This window comes from Enterovibrio sp. QJM3NY_24 (assembly GCF_057786035.1).
The window spans coordinates 2323823-2339895 of record NZ_CM173519.1 but is presented as its reverse complement, the minus strand read 5'-3'; the positions used below and the strand labels follow the sequence as shown (position 1 = coordinate 2339895).

Annotated in this window: 19 protein-coding genes and 2 tRNA genes; 13 read left to right on the top strand and 8 right to left on the bottom strand. The window is 46.3% G+C overall.

Features of this window, described 5'->3' with window-relative positions; translation table 11 throughout:
• The first annotated feature begins 1 nt into the window (after nucleotide 1).
• The 11 genes from cydX (at nucleotide 2) to AC3CIC_RS10190 (ending at nucleotide 8114) form a co-directional block, all read left to right on the top strand.
• Nucleotides 2–112, top strand: a complete 111-nt coding sequence (gene cydX, locus AC3CIC_RS10240) for a cytochrome bd-I oxidase subunit CydX (RefSeq protein ID WP_016961285.1) — start codon at nucleotides 2–4, stop codon at nucleotides 110–112.
• A 10-nt stretch (nucleotides 113–122) separates the two neighbouring features.
• The gene (gene ybgE, locus AC3CIC_RS10235) at nucleotides 123–407 is read left to right on the top strand and encodes a cyd operon protein YbgE (protein WP_016961286.1); all 285 of its coding nucleotides are present in this window, start codon (nucleotides 123–125) and stop codon (nucleotides 405–407) included.
• A 230-nt stretch (nucleotides 408–637) separates the two neighbouring features.
• Nucleotides 638–1051 (top strand): tol-pal system-associated acyl-CoA thioesterase, encoded by a 414-nt coding sequence (gene ybgC / locus AC3CIC_RS10230; RefSeq protein ID WP_016961287.1) that lies wholly within the window; start codon nucleotides 638–640, stop codon nucleotides 1049–1051.
• Nucleotides 1041–1727 carry a protein TolQ gene (tolQ, locus tag AC3CIC_RS10225; RefSeq protein ID WP_016961288.1) on the top strand — a complete coding sequence of 229 codons (687 nt, stop codon included), beginning with the start codon at nucleotides 1041–1043 and terminating at the stop codon, nucleotides 1725–1727. Before ybgC ends, tolQ begins: the two co-directional genes overlap by 11 nt.
• A 3-nt stretch (nucleotides 1728–1730) precedes the next feature.
• Entirely contained in the window at nucleotides 1731–2177 is a 447-nt protein-coding gene (gene tolR / locus AC3CIC_RS10220) for a protein TolR (RefSeq protein ID WP_016961289.1), read from the top strand.
• Between the two features lie 13 nt (nucleotides 2178–2190).
• Nucleotides 2191–3285, top strand: coding sequence for a cell envelope integrity protein TolA (gene tolA / locus AC3CIC_RS10215; protein ID WP_488514520.1), 1095 nt, complete (start codon nucleotides 2191–2193; stop codon nucleotides 3283–3285).
• Nucleotides 3286–3297: 12 nt separating this feature from the next.
• Nucleotides 3298–4650, top strand: coding sequence for a Tol-Pal system beta propeller repeat protein TolB (gene tolB, locus AC3CIC_RS10210; RefSeq protein ID WP_488514519.1), 1353 nt, complete (start codon nucleotides 3298–3300; stop codon nucleotides 4648–4650).
• A gap of 33 nt (nucleotides 4651–4683) precedes the next feature.
• Nucleotides 4684–5205, top strand: coding sequence for a peptidoglycan-associated lipoprotein Pal (pal, locus tag AC3CIC_RS10205; RefSeq protein ID WP_016961292.1), 522 nt, complete (start codon nucleotides 4684–4686; stop codon nucleotides 5203–5205).
• 15 nt (nucleotides 5206–5220) lie between these two features.
• Nucleotides 5221–5949 carry a tol-pal system protein YbgF gene (gene ybgF / locus AC3CIC_RS10200; protein WP_394209934.1) on the top strand — a complete coding sequence of 243 codons (729 nt, stop codon included), beginning with the start codon at nucleotides 5221–5223 and terminating at the stop codon, nucleotides 5947–5949.
• Nucleotides 5950–6104: 155 nt separating this feature from the next.
• Nucleotides 6105–7166, top strand: coding sequence for a quinolinate synthase NadA (nadA, locus tag AC3CIC_RS10195; protein WP_488514518.1), 1062 nt, complete (start codon nucleotides 6105–6107; stop codon nucleotides 7164–7166).
• 93 nt (nucleotides 7167–7259) lie between these two features.
• Entirely contained in the window at nucleotides 7260–8114 is an 855-nt protein-coding gene (locus AC3CIC_RS10190) for a bile acid:sodium symporter family protein (protein ID WP_016961295.1), read from the top strand.
• A gap of 108 nt (nucleotides 8115–8222) precedes the next feature.
• Here AC3CIC_RS10190 and dbpA read toward each other — a convergent pair whose 3' ends face one another.
• Nucleotides 8223–9608 carry an ATP-dependent RNA helicase DbpA gene (dbpA, locus tag AC3CIC_RS10185; RefSeq protein WP_016961296.1) on the bottom strand — a complete coding sequence of 462 codons (1386 nt, stop codon included), beginning with the start codon at nucleotides 9606–9608 and terminating at the stop codon, nucleotides 8223–8225.
• Nucleotides 9609–9776: 168 nt separating this feature from the next.
• A complete protein-coding gene (locus AC3CIC_RS10180) occupies nucleotides 9777–10352 on the bottom strand; it encodes a UPF0149 family protein (RefSeq protein ID WP_016961297.1) in 576 nt (191 codons plus the stop codon).
• 202 nt (nucleotides 10353–10554) lie between these two features.
• Between AC3CIC_RS10180 and AC3CIC_RS10175 the strand changes: the two genes are divergently transcribed.
• Both AC3CIC_RS10175 and AC3CIC_RS10170 read left to right on the top strand, forming a co-directional pair.
• Nucleotides 10555–10642, top strand: a tRNA-Ser gene (locus tag AC3CIC_RS10175).
• Between the two features lie 247 nt (nucleotides 10643–10889).
• A tRNA-Ser gene (locus tag AC3CIC_RS10170) sits at nucleotides 10890–10977 on the top strand.
• A gap of 537 nt (nucleotides 10978–11514) precedes the next feature.
• On the opposite strand, the gene AC3CIC_RS10165 is transcribed toward AC3CIC_RS10170, so the two are convergent.
• The 6 genes from AC3CIC_RS10165 to AC3CIC_RS10140 form a co-directional block, all read right to left on the bottom strand.
• On the bottom strand, nucleotides 11515–12435 hold the full coding sequence (locus AC3CIC_RS10165) for a manganese-dependent inorganic pyrophosphatase (protein ID WP_016961298.1): 921 nt from the start codon (nucleotides 12433–12435) through the stop codon (nucleotides 11515–11517).
• A 101-nt stretch (nucleotides 12436–12536) separates the two neighbouring features.
• On the bottom strand, nucleotides 12537–13028 hold the full coding sequence (locus AC3CIC_RS10160) for a hypothetical protein (protein ID WP_488514517.1): 492 nt from the start codon (nucleotides 13026–13028) through the stop codon (nucleotides 12537–12539).
• A 58-nt stretch (nucleotides 13029–13086) separates the two neighbouring features.
• Nucleotides 13087–13644, bottom strand: a complete 558-nt coding sequence (locus AC3CIC_RS10155; protein ID WP_394209943.1) for a porin family protein — start codon at nucleotides 13642–13644, stop codon at nucleotides 13087–13089.
• A gap of 128 nt (nucleotides 13645–13772) precedes the next feature.
• Nucleotides 13773–14699 (bottom strand): LysR family transcriptional regulator, encoded by a 927-nt coding sequence (locus AC3CIC_RS10150; RefSeq protein WP_488514516.1) that lies wholly within the window; start codon nucleotides 14697–14699, stop codon nucleotides 13773–13775.
• A gap of 131 nt (nucleotides 14700–14830) precedes the next feature.
• Nucleotides 14831–15133 (bottom strand): hypothetical protein, encoded by a 303-nt coding sequence (locus AC3CIC_RS10145; protein ID WP_016961299.1) that lies wholly within the window; start codon nucleotides 15131–15133, stop codon nucleotides 14831–14833.
• Between the two features lie 334 nt (nucleotides 15134–15467).
• A complete protein-coding gene (locus tag AC3CIC_RS10140) occupies nucleotides 15468–15896 on the bottom strand; it encodes a MarR family winged helix-turn-helix transcriptional regulator (protein ID WP_017004149.1) in 429 nt (142 codons plus the stop codon).
• Nucleotides 15897–16073: the final 177 nt, after the last annotated feature.

Here is a 16073-nt window from a genome sequence, read left to right as displayed (position 1 = left end):
CATGTGGTATTTCGCTTGGATTCTAGGTGTATTGCTGGCGTGCTCGTTCGGTATTATCAATGCGCTTTGGTTAGAACAAACTGAAGCCATGGACCACGACAGTGAAGACTAAATTCACGACTATGTTAGACGGTATTTATGACCGTCTTCATAAGCGTGTCTTGATGTTGTTTTCGTTGGTGCTTGCGCTAACGTGTGCGGGACTGGTGATCTGGGACCCGCAATCCTTTGCTGACAAAATTGGTGGTTTTCACGCTGCCAACGCACCGGCTCTGATTTGGGCAACGTGTACTGGATTCATTCATGGTATGGGATTCAAACCACGTTTTTGGCTATGGCAGATCTTTTTCTTCCCAGCTTTGGCGTGGTTAGTGATGGTCGTGATGCTGACAAGTGCCTTTTTCTAATTGAAAACAACTCAATCCCCAAACAGCCCGGTTGCAATAGCGCCGGGCTGTTTTGTATCCAATCAATCTAAAATACCGTGATGAGCCGCGGTGAAAGCGACATATTGTGGTTGCTTGGGTATATTTACGCCATTCGTGACCTGCTTCGTTGCATCGTGCTTTCAATACCTTGAGCAAGTCAGTTATAGTATTTCGCTAAACCTAATTATGGATTTCAGGTAATTATCAGGATGAGCAATCACACTCCATTCTGCTGGCCAATTCGGGTGTATTACGAGGACACTGATACGGGTGGACTGGTTTATCATGCGAATTATATCAAATACTTCGAGCGTGCCAGAACCGAACTATTGCGCAGTATTGGTGTCAACCAACTGACGCTGTTTGAAGAACGCACGGCATTTGTTGTTCGCCACCTAGATATGGACTTTTTCAAAGGCGCAACACTTGATGAAGCGCTTACCGTTCAAACAACGGTGTCAGAGCTACGTCGAGTCAGCATGACATTCTGTCAGGATTTAGTTAATTCAAATGGCGACGTGTTGTGTCGGGCCACCGTTAAGGTAGCCTGTATCGACCCTGAGAAAATGAAACCAAAATCCATCCCTATATCGATTCAATCGGAGATTTTAAGTGAGCGCTGAACTGTCAATTCTTGATCTGTTCTTACAGGCCAGCCTGCTGGTAAAAGCAGTGATGTTGGTTCTGCTAGGCATGTCTATTATGTCTTGGGCAATGATCATCAAACGTTCTCAAGTGCTTTCCCAAGCCGAAACCAAAGCCGAGCGCTTTGAAGACCGCTTTTGGTCGGGCATGGATTTATCACAACTCTTTCAAGAGGTTCAAGCACGTAAGGATTCGTTGACCGGTAGTGAGCAAGTTTTCTACTCAGGTTTTAAAGAGTTTGCGCGTTTGCACCGCAGTAATGGCAAAGTGCCTGATGCGGTCATGGAAGGGACGTCTCGTGCGATGCGTGTTTCTTTGTCAAAAGAAGTGGAATCGCTAGAAACCAATCTACCCTTTTTGGCCACAGTGGGCTCAATAAGCCCTTACATCGGTTTGTTTGGTACGGTTTGGGGCATCATGCATGCATTTATCGCGCTGGGTGCAGTGAAACAAGCGACCTTGGCGATGGTTGCCCCTGGCATTGCAGAAGCATTGGTAGCAACAGCGATGGGCTTGTTTGCGGCCATTCCTGCGGTAATGGCATATAACCGATTGACAACGAAAGTCGGCAAGCTTGAGAACAACTACGTGAATTTCATGGAAGAGTTTTCTAGCATTTTGCACCGCCAAGCGTTTGCGGCACCCAAGGAGTAAGCCATGGCTTATCAACCTAAGCGTAGGAAGCTGACCGCTGAAATCAACGTGGTGCCTTACATCGATGTTATGTTGGTGTTGCTCATTATCTTTATGGTGACAGCGCCATTCGTGACACAGGGCGTGGACGTTGAATTGCCGCAGACTTCAACGGCTAAAACCGCCGCTGATCTTGCAGAAGATGCTGACAGCGGTGCTTTCATCATTGTAGAAGTCGATCAGAACGGTGGTCTTGGCTTGAGTGTGAACAATGGCGATATGGAACACGGCCTTTCACTACAAGATTTGTTGGTGCGCGTAAAAGCTGAACTGGAAATCAATCCTAAATCTCCTGTGCTTGTAGGAGGGGACGGACGCGTACCTTATTCAGAAATCATTCTAACACTGGATGCGTTGAATCAGGCGGGAGTCTCATCTGTGGGGCTTATGACCGAACCGCTTGATTCGTAAAATGAGAAACTGAATGAAGAATAACGAAAATAAAGGATATGCGGGCTCGACGGTCATATCCGTGCTGCTACACGCAGCGCTTTTAGGTGGTTTGTTATGGGGCGCTGATCTGACTACGGTGTCTCACCAATCGCCAGGACAAAACATTGAAGCTGTGGTGATCGACCCGAGTGTTGTGAGTGAACAAGCCCGTAAGATCCGCCAACAACGAGATGAAGCAAAACGTCAGGAAGATGACCGTTTACGCCGCCTTGAGCAGCAAACGGATTTGCTTGAAAAACAACGCGAGCAGGAAGAGAAAAGCCTTCGCGAACTCAGAGCTGAAAAACTGATCGCTGAGAAAGCAACGCGTGAAGCAGAAACTGAGCGTAAACGCATTGTAGAGGCGCGCAAAAAAGAAGCGGAAGAGCAGCGTCAGGCGGCAGAAGCGACACGTATAGCGAAAGAAAAATCCGCGGCAGCTGAAGCAGAGCGTAAGCGTCAGGTTACTGAGCAACGTAAAGCGGAAGAAGCAGCCAAAAAAGCAGAAGCTGATCGTCAGCGCGCAGTGCAAGAGCGTCAGCAAGCTGAAGCGGAACGTGAACGCAAGCTCGCAGAGAAAAAACAGGCGGAAGAAGAGGCTCGTAAGGCCGAAGAAGCCCGAAAACAGAAACTAGCGGAACAGAAAAAAGCCGAAGAAGCCGCGCGTAAAGCAGAAGCTGCGCGTGTCGAAGCCGAACGAAAAGCCGCCGAAGCTAAGCGCAAACAAGCAGAGCAGGAGGCTGCGCTTAACGAGCTTTTTAGCGGTCTCGAGTCTGAATCAGAAAGTCGTGGTTCGGCTCGAGGGCAGTTTCTCAGCGATGAAGTCGCTAGGTATGGTGCAATCTATACCCAAATGATTAAACAGAATCTGTTGGTCGATGACAGTTTGCTAGGGCAGGAATGCGTGGTGAAAATGCGTATTTCTGGTACAGGCTTGTTGCTAGATGTGACCGAAGCGGGTGGAAATCGCTCTCTTTGTCGTGCAACTAAAACCGCAGTGTTGAAAGTATCATCCTTCCCAATGCCGGAAGATAAAGATGTCGCGGCTCAGGTTCAGAGTATTGAGCTGACCGTGAAACCAGAGTAAGAGGGATTCTTCATGTTGAAACGCGTATTCTTTGGTGCGATTACGCTACTGCTTGCGGCTATTCAACCCGCGCAAGCCGAGCTTAAACTTGTTATCACTGAAGGGGTAAATTCAGCACGTCCTATCGCCATTGTCCCATTCAAATGGGAAGGCGAAGGAAAGCTGCCAACTAACGTGTCGTCTGTTATTGCATCGGATTTGCAGCGCAGCGGAAAATTCAGCCCCGTTCCGATCGATAAGATGCCTCAAACCCCTTACAGTGAAGCAAGCGTGGATTTTAACGATTGGACTGCAATGGGGGTGGATGCGCTTGTGACGGGTAAAATTAGCCCAACACCAGATGGTAAGTATCTGATCGAATATCAGCTTATTGATGTGGTTCGTGGTCAATTGACTGGCGGTCAGAGCAAGGGGCTTTCGACCAGTGGCGAATTGGTTCTCACCAAAGATCACCTTCTTCTCAATAATCGCAAGACCGTTGCAGGCAGTCAGCTTCGCCAATATGCACACCGTATTTCGGATCTGGTTTACGAAAAACTGACGGGTGAGAAAGGCGCGTTTCTTTCTCAAATAGCTTATGTCGTCATTGATGATAGCTCTGAGTTTCCCTATCAGTTACGTTTGTCTGACTATGATGGATACAACGAAAAGCGGGTTCTGAGTTCAAAGCAACCACTGATGTCGCCTGCATGGTCACCTGATGGCAAGCAGCTGGCGTATGTGAGTTTTGAAAATGGTCAGGCGCAGATTTTCTTGATGAACATCTACACCGGTGAGATTGAGATGATTTCATCATTCCCACGCCACAATGGGTCGCCTCGCTTCTCTCCTGATGGCAGCAAACTCGCGTTGGTTCTGTCAAAAACCGGAAGTCTGCAACTTTATGTGATGGACCTGAAAACCCGTAAATTGGAACAAATTACCAAAGGGCGAGCGAACAACACCGAACCATTCTGGGATCCAGATGGGAAGTCTTTGATCTTTACGTCAGACCGGGGTGGTAAACCACAGATTTATCGAGTAAATTTAGCCGATGGTTCTACTAATCGAGTGACTTGGCAAGGCAGCCAAAATCTCGGTGGTCAACTTACTCCGGATGGTAGATACCTCGTCATGGTTCACCGATCGGACTCTGGCTACAACATTGCAAAACAAGATTTGCAAACGGGAGCGGTAGAGATTCTGACGAAAACAATGTTGGATGAATCACCGAGCCTTGCACCAAACGGCAGCATGGTAATTTACAGCTCAGTTTATGGGCGTAATAACGTACTTTCACTGGTTTCCATTGATGGACGATTTAAAGCACGTTTACCTGCTACTAACGGTAGGGTGAGAGCCCCAGCATGGTCCCCGTACCAATAATATTTGCGCTTATTTGATATAAAGGATAACAAGATGCAACTTAACAAAGTACTTAAGGGTTTGGCTGTTGCGCTGCCTATGTTCACACTGGCAGCATGTAGTTCTAGCGATAGCTCTACTGATAGCACTGGTTCTGAAACCAACAAGGGCTCAGAAACGACTATCGTAACACCAGTAGATGGCGGTCAAGGTAGCCTGACTGAACAAGAGATCCGTAACAACGAACTGCGTCAGTCGCAAACTGTTTACTTCGGTTTTGATGACTATTCAGTACTTCCACAGTTTGAAGACATGCTTGATGCACACGCAGAATTCCTGCGCGCAAACGCAGAAATCAAAGTGGTTGTTGAAGGTCACGCAGATGAGCGCGGTACACCTGAGTACAACATCGCACTGGGCGAGCGTCGTGCAAATGCAGTGGCTAAGTACCTGCAAGCACTAGGTGTTCCAGCATCACAAATTTCACTCGTAAGCTACGGTGAAGAAAAACCTTTGGTTCTTGGCCAAGGTGAAGAAGCTTACGCGAAGAACCGTCGTGCGGTTCTGGTTTACTAATTAAAGGTAAATCTTATGAACAGTAACACTTTGCGTGCTCTTTCGCTGGCGTTACTGGTGAGTGCAGCAGCCCCTGTGGCCGCTGCACCTGCTCCGGTGACCGAGTTAGGAAGTGGTAGCTCTGTAGAGCGCTTGGAGCGAATGCTGGCTGCTCGCAATCAGATGCAATTAGATATGCAGCGTCAGTTAGACCAAATGGCCGGCGAACTCGATCAGTTGCGTGGCACAGTAGAAAGAAACAGTTACGAATTAAATCAGATGTTGGAGCGCCAGCGCGATCTCTACCGAGAGATTGATACGCTGAGAAGTGCGAAACCAGCCGCTGTGGTGTCAACCAAACCTGAAGAGTCTGGGTCAAAAGAATCTTACTCTTCTAATCAGTCTGAGAATGCACAATACGATGCGGCGGTTAATCTCATTCTGAAAGAGAAAAACTACGCAGGCGCCACCGAAGCGTTTAATGCGTTTTTGACTAAGTACCCAGAATCGATTTATAAGCCCAATGCACATTACTGGTTAGGGCAACTCTATTTTTCTAAGAATGATCTTGCGGCAGCAAAACAACATTTCACTGCTGTCAGTCAGGCTAAAAAGTCGAGTAAGCGTGCTGACGCCATGTTAAAGCTTGGCATGATTGCTGAAAAAGCAGGCGATACAGCGACAGCGAAAAGTTTGTTCAACTCTGTTGTCAGTGAATATCCTGGCACCACAACGGCAAAGCAAGCCCAGAAGCAGTTGAACTAAATCGTCTTTGTTTATGTATTTGAAGAGCCGACTTATTAAGTCGGCTTTTTTGTATAAATAGCCTATAGCACGTTCAATATTGGCGTCATAAAGCGTGAAAACTCGGCGTTAAGCTGGGTATAATGTCCTAATTGCAAGCAAATCTGAGTAAGTCGATGAGCCAGATTATTAATACCGCCGAGACGGTATATCCTTTCCCTCCGAAACCGGAAGTCCTGTCTGCGTTGCAAAAGACAGACTACATCACGAGCATCAAACAACTGCTGAAAGAAAAAGATGCCGTTATGATTGCCCACTATTATACCGATCCTGAAATTCAAGCTTTGGCTGAAGAAACAGGTGGATTTGTTGGTGATTCGCTGGAAATGGCGAAGTTCGGCAACAAGCATCCAGCTAAAACATTGTTGGTGGCTGGTGTGCGCTTCATGGGTGAGAGCGCGAAAATTCTGACCCCAGAAAAAAATGTGATCATGCCAACACTGAAAGCAGAGTGTTCACTGGATCTCGGTTGTCCTGAAGACCGCTTCAGTGCGTTCTGTGACGCGCACCCTGACCACACTGTTGTGGTATATGCAAATACATCAGCGGCAGTAAAAGCGCGTGCTGACTGGGTGGTAACATCGTCTATTGCGCTGGAAATTGTTGAGCACTTAGATGAACAGGGCAAAAAAATCATCTGGGGGCCTGATCGTCATTTAGGTTCCTACATCGCCGACAAAACTGGCGCTGACATGTTGTTATGGCAGGGCGAGTGCGTTGTTCATGATGAGTTTTCAGCGAAAGCTTTACGTGATATGAAGGCGATTTATCCTGATGCGGCGATCCTTGTGCATCCGGAATCTCCGGCAAGCGTTGTCCAATTGGCCGATGCTGTGGGTTCAACAAGCCAACTGATCAAAGCGGCGAAAGAGCTTCCGCAACAGCAAATGATCGTGGCAACGGATAAGGGCATCTTCTTTAAGATGCAGCAAGTTGTGCCTGACAAAGAGTTGATTGAAGCGCCGACTGCAGGTGCCGGTGCAACATGTCGAAGCTGTGCACACTGTCCTTGGATGGCGATGAATGGCCTCAAAGCCATTGAAACCGCATTGCGCGATGGCGGCGACGAACATGAGATCTTTGTTGATGAAGCCATTCGTGTGAAATCACTGATCCCGCTAAACCGTATGCTTGATTTTGCTGCTGAGTTGCAACTACAAGTCAAAGGTAACGCGTAACACAACGTGAGATTTTAAGTACAAAGGCGAGCGAACTGTTCGCCTTTTTTGATCCGAATTTTCCAATTTGTACGTTTCTATTAAGGCGGGGTCATGAGCCAAACAATGTTAACTATTGGTCTTCCGATTGCGCTCGCTTGGATGATGTTTTGCGTTGGTCTGACATTGTCCCTTGCCGATTTTAAGCGCGTCTTGCAATTTCCCGGCAAGATATCAGCAGGCTTAGCAGCCCAACTGATTGGGTTACCGCTTATCGCTTATGGCTTGATCCAACTACTGAATTTGCCACCCGTTGTCGCTGTTGGACTTTGGATTTTAGCACTGGCTCCCGGTGGCGCGTCATCAAACGCAATTAGCCATTTGGCGGGTGGAGATTCGGCGCTGTCGATAACGATGACGGCGATCAGCAGTCTGATTATCCCTTTTAGTTTGCCTTTGTTACTGCCAATCGTCTTGCCTGACGTTGCAGCAACGCTTCCTGTGAAAACGGCCATTCTTCAATTGGTGGCGGTGACTTTGATGCCGGTTGTTTTGGGGATGTTGCTTAAGCGATTTATCATAGCGACGTGGTTTGATAAATTCACCCATGCAGCAGGGCGAACGGCGCTGTGGGCACTATTTTTCACTGTAGCTATCACGCTAGCGGCGAACACTAAGGTGTTTTATCAGCTGTTTTCTGTTGCGTCGCTAGCTGTATTGCTGCTCTGTCTGCTTGGTATGGGATTGGGAGCGTTAGTGGCAAAAGGTTTTGGCGATGACGCTAAGTTAACCAAAACCTTTTCGATCGAAGTCGGTATTCAAAATGCAGGCACGGCGATTTTTGTTGCTGTGGTGCAGCTTCAGCAACCGGAACTGGCGCTTACTCCACTACTATACGGGATTTTGATGAATATCCCTGTGGTGCTGCTAATTGCGCGTTATCGCAGGGCATTTTCCCATGCCAACTAAGTGATACAAGAGAGACATTCAGCTTTCTGGTGTGTGTGAACATCACAAACAAAAATGCCGCTCAGTTCACAATGAGCGGCATTTTTATTGGTCGACAGACTACGTGAATTAACGTAATTGCCAAACGCGGTAAGTACGGCCTTTGATTTTCCCTGATGACAGCTTGTCTAAAGCGCGTTTTGCAACATCGCGTTTAACGGCCACATAAGAGCGGTAATCGGTAACTTTTATTTTGCCAACTTCGCTGCCTTCAATACCATTTTCGCCAGTCAATGCGCCAACAATATCGCCTGGGCGGACTTTGTTTTTCTTGCCTGCTTCAATGTGCAGTGTCGTCATGATAGGTGTGCGTGGCATATTGGTCATCGCCGAATCATCTGGCAGCGCTTCACCCTTAATATCATGCTTTAAGTAGTCTTCCAGTAGCGCAATCTTGTAACCATCTTCGTGATTGAAGAAGGTGTAGGCTGCGCCTTCGCTTCCCGCACGACCAGTACGGCCAATACGGTGAATGTGTATTTCGGTGTCAAAAGCCATGTCGTAGTTGATGACGGCATCAAGTGCTTCAATGTCCAAACCACGAGCTGCAACATCGGTCGCCACCATGACGGTGACACTCTTGTTGGCAAACTTAAGTAGCATTTGGTCACGGTCACGTTGTTCTAAGTCACCGTGAAGGGCAACGACAGAGAAGCCTTCGTTATCAAGCACTGCGGCAACGTCTTTTACTTCACGTTTAGTGTTGCAGAATACAACAGCACTTTCTGGCTGGTGTTTTAACAGCAACAATTGCAATGCATGCATGCGATCTTTGTTGCTGTTGCACTGGTAAAAGTGCTGTGAAATGCTGCTGCTGTCGTGGTTTGATTCCACTTTCACCATCACAGGTGCGTTCATGATCTGGCGGCTGATGCTCTGGATCTGTGTCGGGAATGTGGCACTGAACAACAAGGTTTGACGGTTTGATGGCACGTCTTGGAAAATGGCATCCAGCGCGGGTTGGAAGCCCATTTCGAGCATTCTGTCAGCTTCATCCAACACCAAGGTGTTCACTTCTTCAAGTGACAAGCGGCCTTTGTCTAGGTGATCAAGAATTCGACCTGGTGTACCCACAATAATGTGCGCGCCATGTTCTAGAGAGCCGATTTGCGGTCCCATTGGAACGCCGCCACAAAGGGTCAGGATTTTGATGTTGTGAATGCCACGCGCCAATTTGCGTAATTCAATTGCGACTTGGTCCGCGAGCTCGCGTGTTGGACACAGAACCAACGATTGAACGCGGAAGCGTTTTACATTCAGGCGATTAAGCAAACCAAGGCCGAAAGCAGCCGTTTTACCAGAACCTGTTTTACCCTGACCAATCACATCTTTTCCTTCAAGAATGGCCGGAAGGCTCTGTGCTTGGATCGGCGTCATTTCCGTATAGCCAATATCAGTAAGTGTGGAAAGCAACTCAGCTTTCAACGGCAGGTTAGAGAATGATTGTGTGGTCACAGGAAAATTCCAGTATTTAGAAGCCAGGGTATTGGCGGATGAAAACAGGGGCAGGACTATATCAGGAATGTTGACAAACTGCGCGAAAAATAAAGCGGCACACGGCCGCTTTATGATTGCTATTCACCCGATACTGCTAGCCAGTATGTCAGGGTCGATTGAGCGAGATTATTGTTGCTCAACCATTTGGTTTGCGCGCATCGTCAAGCCGCACAGCATCACGGGCATACCGTTGAAGATTTCTTCAAACTGTGCGAGTTCCGCAGCGCCTAGTTCATCCATGGTCGCCAATGCAGACTCTGGGTCGAACAGAAGACTAATAGAAAGCAATACACCGCCAAGAAGTGCGTTTTCTTGAGAGTCCTCAGGCATGAGTGTTTCCCAGTCATCGCGTGCTAGCGTCCAGCCTTGCAACATACCTTCACAATATTCACGCGTCGCTTGGTTAACGATTTCAGCGTCGCTCAGCGCACACACGTCAGGCCATTGCCATTCATTGGAAAGGAGCGCATCACGTTGTTGATTCCACATATCGATAATGATAGTGGCGTACGCTTCAAGTTGTTCATGGTTGTTGAACGGTGCTTCTTCTTCGCCGCCCCACATAAAAGCAAGCCACTCGCTTGGATCGATCAGATTAGGCGCTGCAGCCATTGCGGTGATAAACCCTTCGGTTTGTGTCGCAGACAATACAAAAGGCTCTAATCCATTTTCCGTGATAAATTGCGCTAGCGAGATAGTCATGAGTAATTCTCTGGTCCTGTTTAGGCCAATATTCTATCAGCCCGAGTGATAATTCGAGAATAAAAAGCGTAACTCAGCGTGAAATCCGCACCAAGCCGATGGAAACTTAAACAGTCGCACCGTATTTTGTTATTTATCGTTGACCTGACTGACCTGCTTCCCTATAGTAGCGCCCCGTTGAGACGATAAGTCCAACCAAAACGGTGAGTTGTCCGAGTGGCTGAAGGAGCACGCCTGGAAAGTGTGTATACGGCAACGTATCGAGAGTTCGAATCTCTCACTCACCGCCACATTCGAAACCCGAGCAGAAATGCTCGGGTTTTCTCGTTTAGAAAAGCCAAGATTTAATATCATGCTTGATTTTCGCTTTCAGTTAGGCGATGACAGAGCCGAGAGTAATGCCTAAACCAACGTTAAAACAGCGCTTTGTCTAAACCCTGAACATTTGAACGATTCGAAAAGCCCAAAGCATTGACGCTGTAAGGGTAAATATTTATAGTAGCGCTCCGTTGAGACGAATACGTCCAACCACAATTTGGTGAGTTGTCCGAGTGGCTGAAGGAGCACGCCTGGAAAGTGTGTATACGGCAACGTATCGAGAGTTCGAATCTCTCACTCACCGCCACATTCAAAACCCGAGCAGAAATGCTCGGGTTTTCTTGTTTCTGGGTGCTGGGAATCTGATGTATCGGAGAAAAGGAAGGGACGATCAAATATTCATTTCTGAAATTTGATATTGGATGTTCTGTACTCAACACATAAAAACAAAAACCCAAGCACAAGGCTTGGGTTTTGAATTCAGATATTCAATGCGATTGCGCTAAACGACTGAGCGCTTAGGCCAATAGTAATATAGCTACTGCGTCTTAGAATGCGCCGCTCCAGTACATTGCATTGAACATGGTAAATGCAATGGTTACGCTCATAAGAACGAAAAGTGGCGTGTACTTCGACAGTTTAGCGATGATCTTTTTTGACACAGTGTTATCCTATTGGTGAATATTTGCGCGGATTATGCATTTTTATGTGACATGGATCAATGGTGATTCTTTGAATGTTTAACTGAAAAGTGGAAAGAGAAATGCACAATAAAAAACATCGTTCAAAATTAGGGTGTTAAAAAAGGGCGATATTCGCCCTTTGATGTTTTATCTTAAAAAACTTAGATAAAGCTGTCTTGAAGTGGCGGAACGACTTGTTTCTTGCGGCTAAGAACACCTTCAAGCCATACACGGCCATTTTCGGTTTCAATGCTATATGCACGTTCGATAATGGTGATGTCGTCAGAAACAACCAGCAACTCAGAACCTTCTTTCATGATGTCCGTCAGAAGCAGCATCACAGAGTGGCGTTCGCCTTCTTCTTTCAGCGCCGCAATATCGGCTTCTAGCTCAGCTTTGATCTCATCAAATACTGCCAGATCGACCACTTCTAACTGGCCGATACCAACCAGATTACCGTTCATGTTGAAGTCTTTAAAATCACGCATAACAAGATCACGTGCAGGTGTGCCAGCAACGGCAGATTTCACGTTGAACATTTCCATGCCCAGCGCTTGAACATCTTCAATGCCAGCAATCTCAGCCAAATCTTCAACACAGCGAATATCTGCTGTGGTACAAGTTGGCGATTTGAAAATAACGGTGTCGCTCAAGATAGCGCAAAGCATGATGCCTGCGATATCTTTCGGGATAGCAACGCCGAAGAAATCGTACATCATTTTGATGACAGTGTTAGAACAACCGACAGGGCGGATCCAGCATTCCAGAGGCGTAGACGTCGTCAAGTCCCCCAGTTTGTGGTGGTCAACAATACCAACGATGGTTGCTTCAGCGATGTCATCTGGCGCTTGAGTCAACTCAGAGTGGTCGACGATGTAAACGTCTTCACCAGCGTAGCTAAGCTTTAGTTCAGGGGCTTCGAAGCCGAAACGCTCCAGAATGAACGCAGTCTCGGGAGACAGTTCACCAAGACGTGCTGCGATTGCTGGCTCATCGATTTGGTTTTTCAGGTACGCAAGTGCAATGGCACCGCAGATTGAATCTGAATCGGGGATCTTATGTCCCACTACATACATTGGCATAGTTGGCTCTCGTCATGCTTAACTTGAATTTTTGCGCATTTTACCAGAGTAACTCTAAATGTACATTGGCCCTTCGGTGTATGGATGTAACAAACAGACAATCAAAGTGGAAGAACGACGCCAACATTTATTTGTGGCGAGATACCACCAGAGAGATAAGTATCCTGATGCTTGAAATAACCCATTTCCAAGCCATATCTCACTTTTATTGGTAAGTTGTAATCAAACACCAGTGCTGCGGCAACACTTGGCCCATAAGCGCTTAAGTCTTCTCTATCACGACTATAGTAATCTCGACTTCCTGAATACTTGGCCACCCCAGCCTCGAGTTGAACGGAATACGCGCGGTACTTTTTCTCTTCATACTGCACGCCAACTCGGTAGTGTTTTATTGATTCTCTGTCTGAAAACCAATGGGACTCAGCGATGCCAAAACTACCATATATCGCCTCAAAGCCGAGCGTATCACTCATGCCAAGTTGCGCGCCCAACCCCCATTGCATACCTATTTTCAGATCAGGAGAGAAATGCACATCTGCGACCGCGAATGTGCTGGCAAGTAAACTTGCGGCAAAAAGAATCTTTTTCATCATGACTATCCCCAATAGGTATCAATAGGTGTTTGGTGTTATTTCTAATGCGCGGGATACACTAGAATCGATAGCCCATTGAAAATGAAAATTGGTCTGTATATACGTCATCAAAAGTTGGGAAGTCCATGCGTATATCGGTATATACGCCCATGCCCAGCGTGGTTCTAACGCCGACACCCAAATACAGTGAATTGTCGTTATATGATTGTGAGGTAGATCTATCGTCAAGGTGGATAGTGAGCTTTTCTCGGTTGCTTGCTAAACCGATTGCACCATACGGCTTGATGGAGAAGTCATTCAGTTGGAAGGCATAGCCGATATCGGTATCGATCTTATAGGTGTGGCTCTTCACCTCTGCGCCATAGCGTAATGAGCCATAGTTATGATAAACATCATCACTGGTGTTGGTATAAGAAGCGTTAATACCAATAACGCGATTGAAGTCATAGCCATACTCGAGCTTGAAACCCATTCCCCAATCGATTTGGTTTCCGGCGTAGTCTTCAACTTCTGTGGTCGCAAAACCCAGTCCAACGCGATGACCAGTATCGGCGTTTGTGATGGCAGAAAAAGGGAGACATAAAAGTGTGCAGCTAAAGATTATTTTTTTCATCATTGCTCTCATTGATTAATAAGAGCGTCCTTGCCGATCATTGTGAGCCAAGTCCGATATGGCATAGACAAAGTACGGCGATTCATGATGTCAGGCTAAGTAGCACGGCCTATTGTCGTCATAAGCAGTGCTTATTGGATGGCGCTTTCTAACTGGGCGGCGAGTATTGTATTTAACCACGCGGTAAGCGGGTCATTCTTGTTTCTTTGGTGGAAATAGCTGAACAGCGAGTATTGTTTCTGTATGTCAGTATCTTCCACATCGATTCGCCGGATATTGGGATAGTCGGCAAAAGGGAAAAGGTTACTGGTTGGATAGAACATATCTGTTTTTTGTATAACGTCTGCAATCGCCATTGGGAATGCGGAGCGAAACCCCACAGAGAAAGGCAGTGATCTCTCTTTCAGTTTCTTGGCGGCAAAGGGAAGATCTTCACTCCAGCCTGGAATGAATAGAGAGGCTATCTCGTATTGGGAAAATGACTCAGCCGATGCAGATAGACCTTTCAAAGGATGGCCTTTTCTTACAGCACAGCAGCCAGTGATTTTAGCAACTTCTATCTGCTTAATTTGTTTAGAAACATTGGGGTAATCATAACTTAGGCCCAATAGCAGGCTGCTATTTTCGATGTCTTCAAACGTGTTAGATGTCCATTGAACGAATTCAACATCGAGATGGGGTGCTTTTGTTTTTAATTCAAGAAAAAAGCAACCGGACATACTTATCAGCACTTGTGGTGCAAACGCGATTTGAATTTTGCGTTTGATTGTTGCTGGGTCGAAAACCTCTAGACTATTGAGCGCACCATATAGACCATCAAGATGAGGGATAATATTTGCCGCAATTCTTTCAGCTTCAGCCGTCACTTCAAGCCCAAACGGCGCTTTGATAAACAGGTCATCATTGAAGTGGTGGCGAAGTTTTTTCAAGCTTTGACTGATAGCGGGCTGAGTGACAAAGAGTCGATCTGCTGCTTTACGCATATTTCGTTCCTGAAACAATACAAGGAAAATGCGGAGCAGGTTTAAGTCGATAGCATTAAACAGGTTTTTTGTCATATAGGGGACGATCTCTTGGCGATGCTAAACAGCATTATGCGTTAGTAGCATTGGTTAGGCTACAGGGATATTCAAGACAAAAAAAACGCTGCATGAGCAGCGTGGAAAGGCATAGTTGCTACTAAAAAAAATTACAGGTCTCTCATCAGTATCTCGAGCTCTTCTGCCGCTTCTTCGATGAGGTGTTCTAGCTCTTTGGCATCATCATTCGCAAGAGGTAATTGCCAATGAATGGGTTTGCCATTTGACGTATGTTTGCCGACCAACTTTGTCACTCTACCACTTCGTTCAAAGCGCAGGTGCTCGAACTCCGCAGCGTGACGTTGGTGCTTTTCTACTATCTCCACTTCAATCGTCCCAGTTGGAATTACCTGAACATGTGCATGGAGCTGTTTGGTGTCTTTTAACAGATAATTTCTATGTCTTGCCAACATATGTTGTCCCTCAGCGCGTCATCCCCTAATTGCAATTTTATTGTAGACAACAGAGTGCATAAAAGTCAGGTGAAAAGCATGAGAAAAAGCCTGAAAGTCAGCAACGCTATGATGCATAAATAAAACTATTTTCACGTATAAAATGCGGTAATTAGTCACATATGATGGTGTCGAGTATGCGCTAATAAATGTATTGCGCTTACTCGGGTTTAGGATGAAAGGTAGGAGTTAATCCGTTTCTGATAAATCGCTGAATGGTGTTAATGCTCTGATAAATAATGTAAACAAGTGGATTTGAATAAAAAAGCCTGATTGGTAATCAGGCTTGAGGTATCTACATTGCGTTGGCGATTCTCTGCAATGACATCTGAATGGTGTACATCTCTTCTTGTGATAAGAGCGCGCTCATCAGTTCTTTGTTCATCTCTTCTGTTTGGTTTAACAGATCAGCCATGGATTGGCCTTTTTCTGTCAGGGTCAATACTTTCGACCGTCGGTCATGAATGTCATCCCGACGGTGAATGTAGCCATCCATAACAAGACTTTGAACGACGCGGCTCACTTTTGACTTTTCGCTCGCAAGATAGGGCATGCCCATCAAATCACCTTGGCGGAATTCGACTCCCTTCGAAATAGCCATGATGGTGATTGCTTGCTCAGAACTTAAAATAATGCCTTTGTTTTCCAGCCAGTCTTGTGCTCGCTTTTCGGACTTCAAAGCAACAAGTCGGCATAGAGAACTGAGTTCCGATTGAATATACACGATTATCACTGTTTTAATTATTTTGAAAGAGGCAGCATATTAACTCTGCCAATCAGAATAAGTCTAACCTGCTAGACACTCTCTCATTGAGAAGGTCCAGCTTGGGGCTTTAGGTTTATTTAAAAGTAATAGATTGAAATATAAGAACTTATACTTAAGAACAGTGAACGAGTGTCT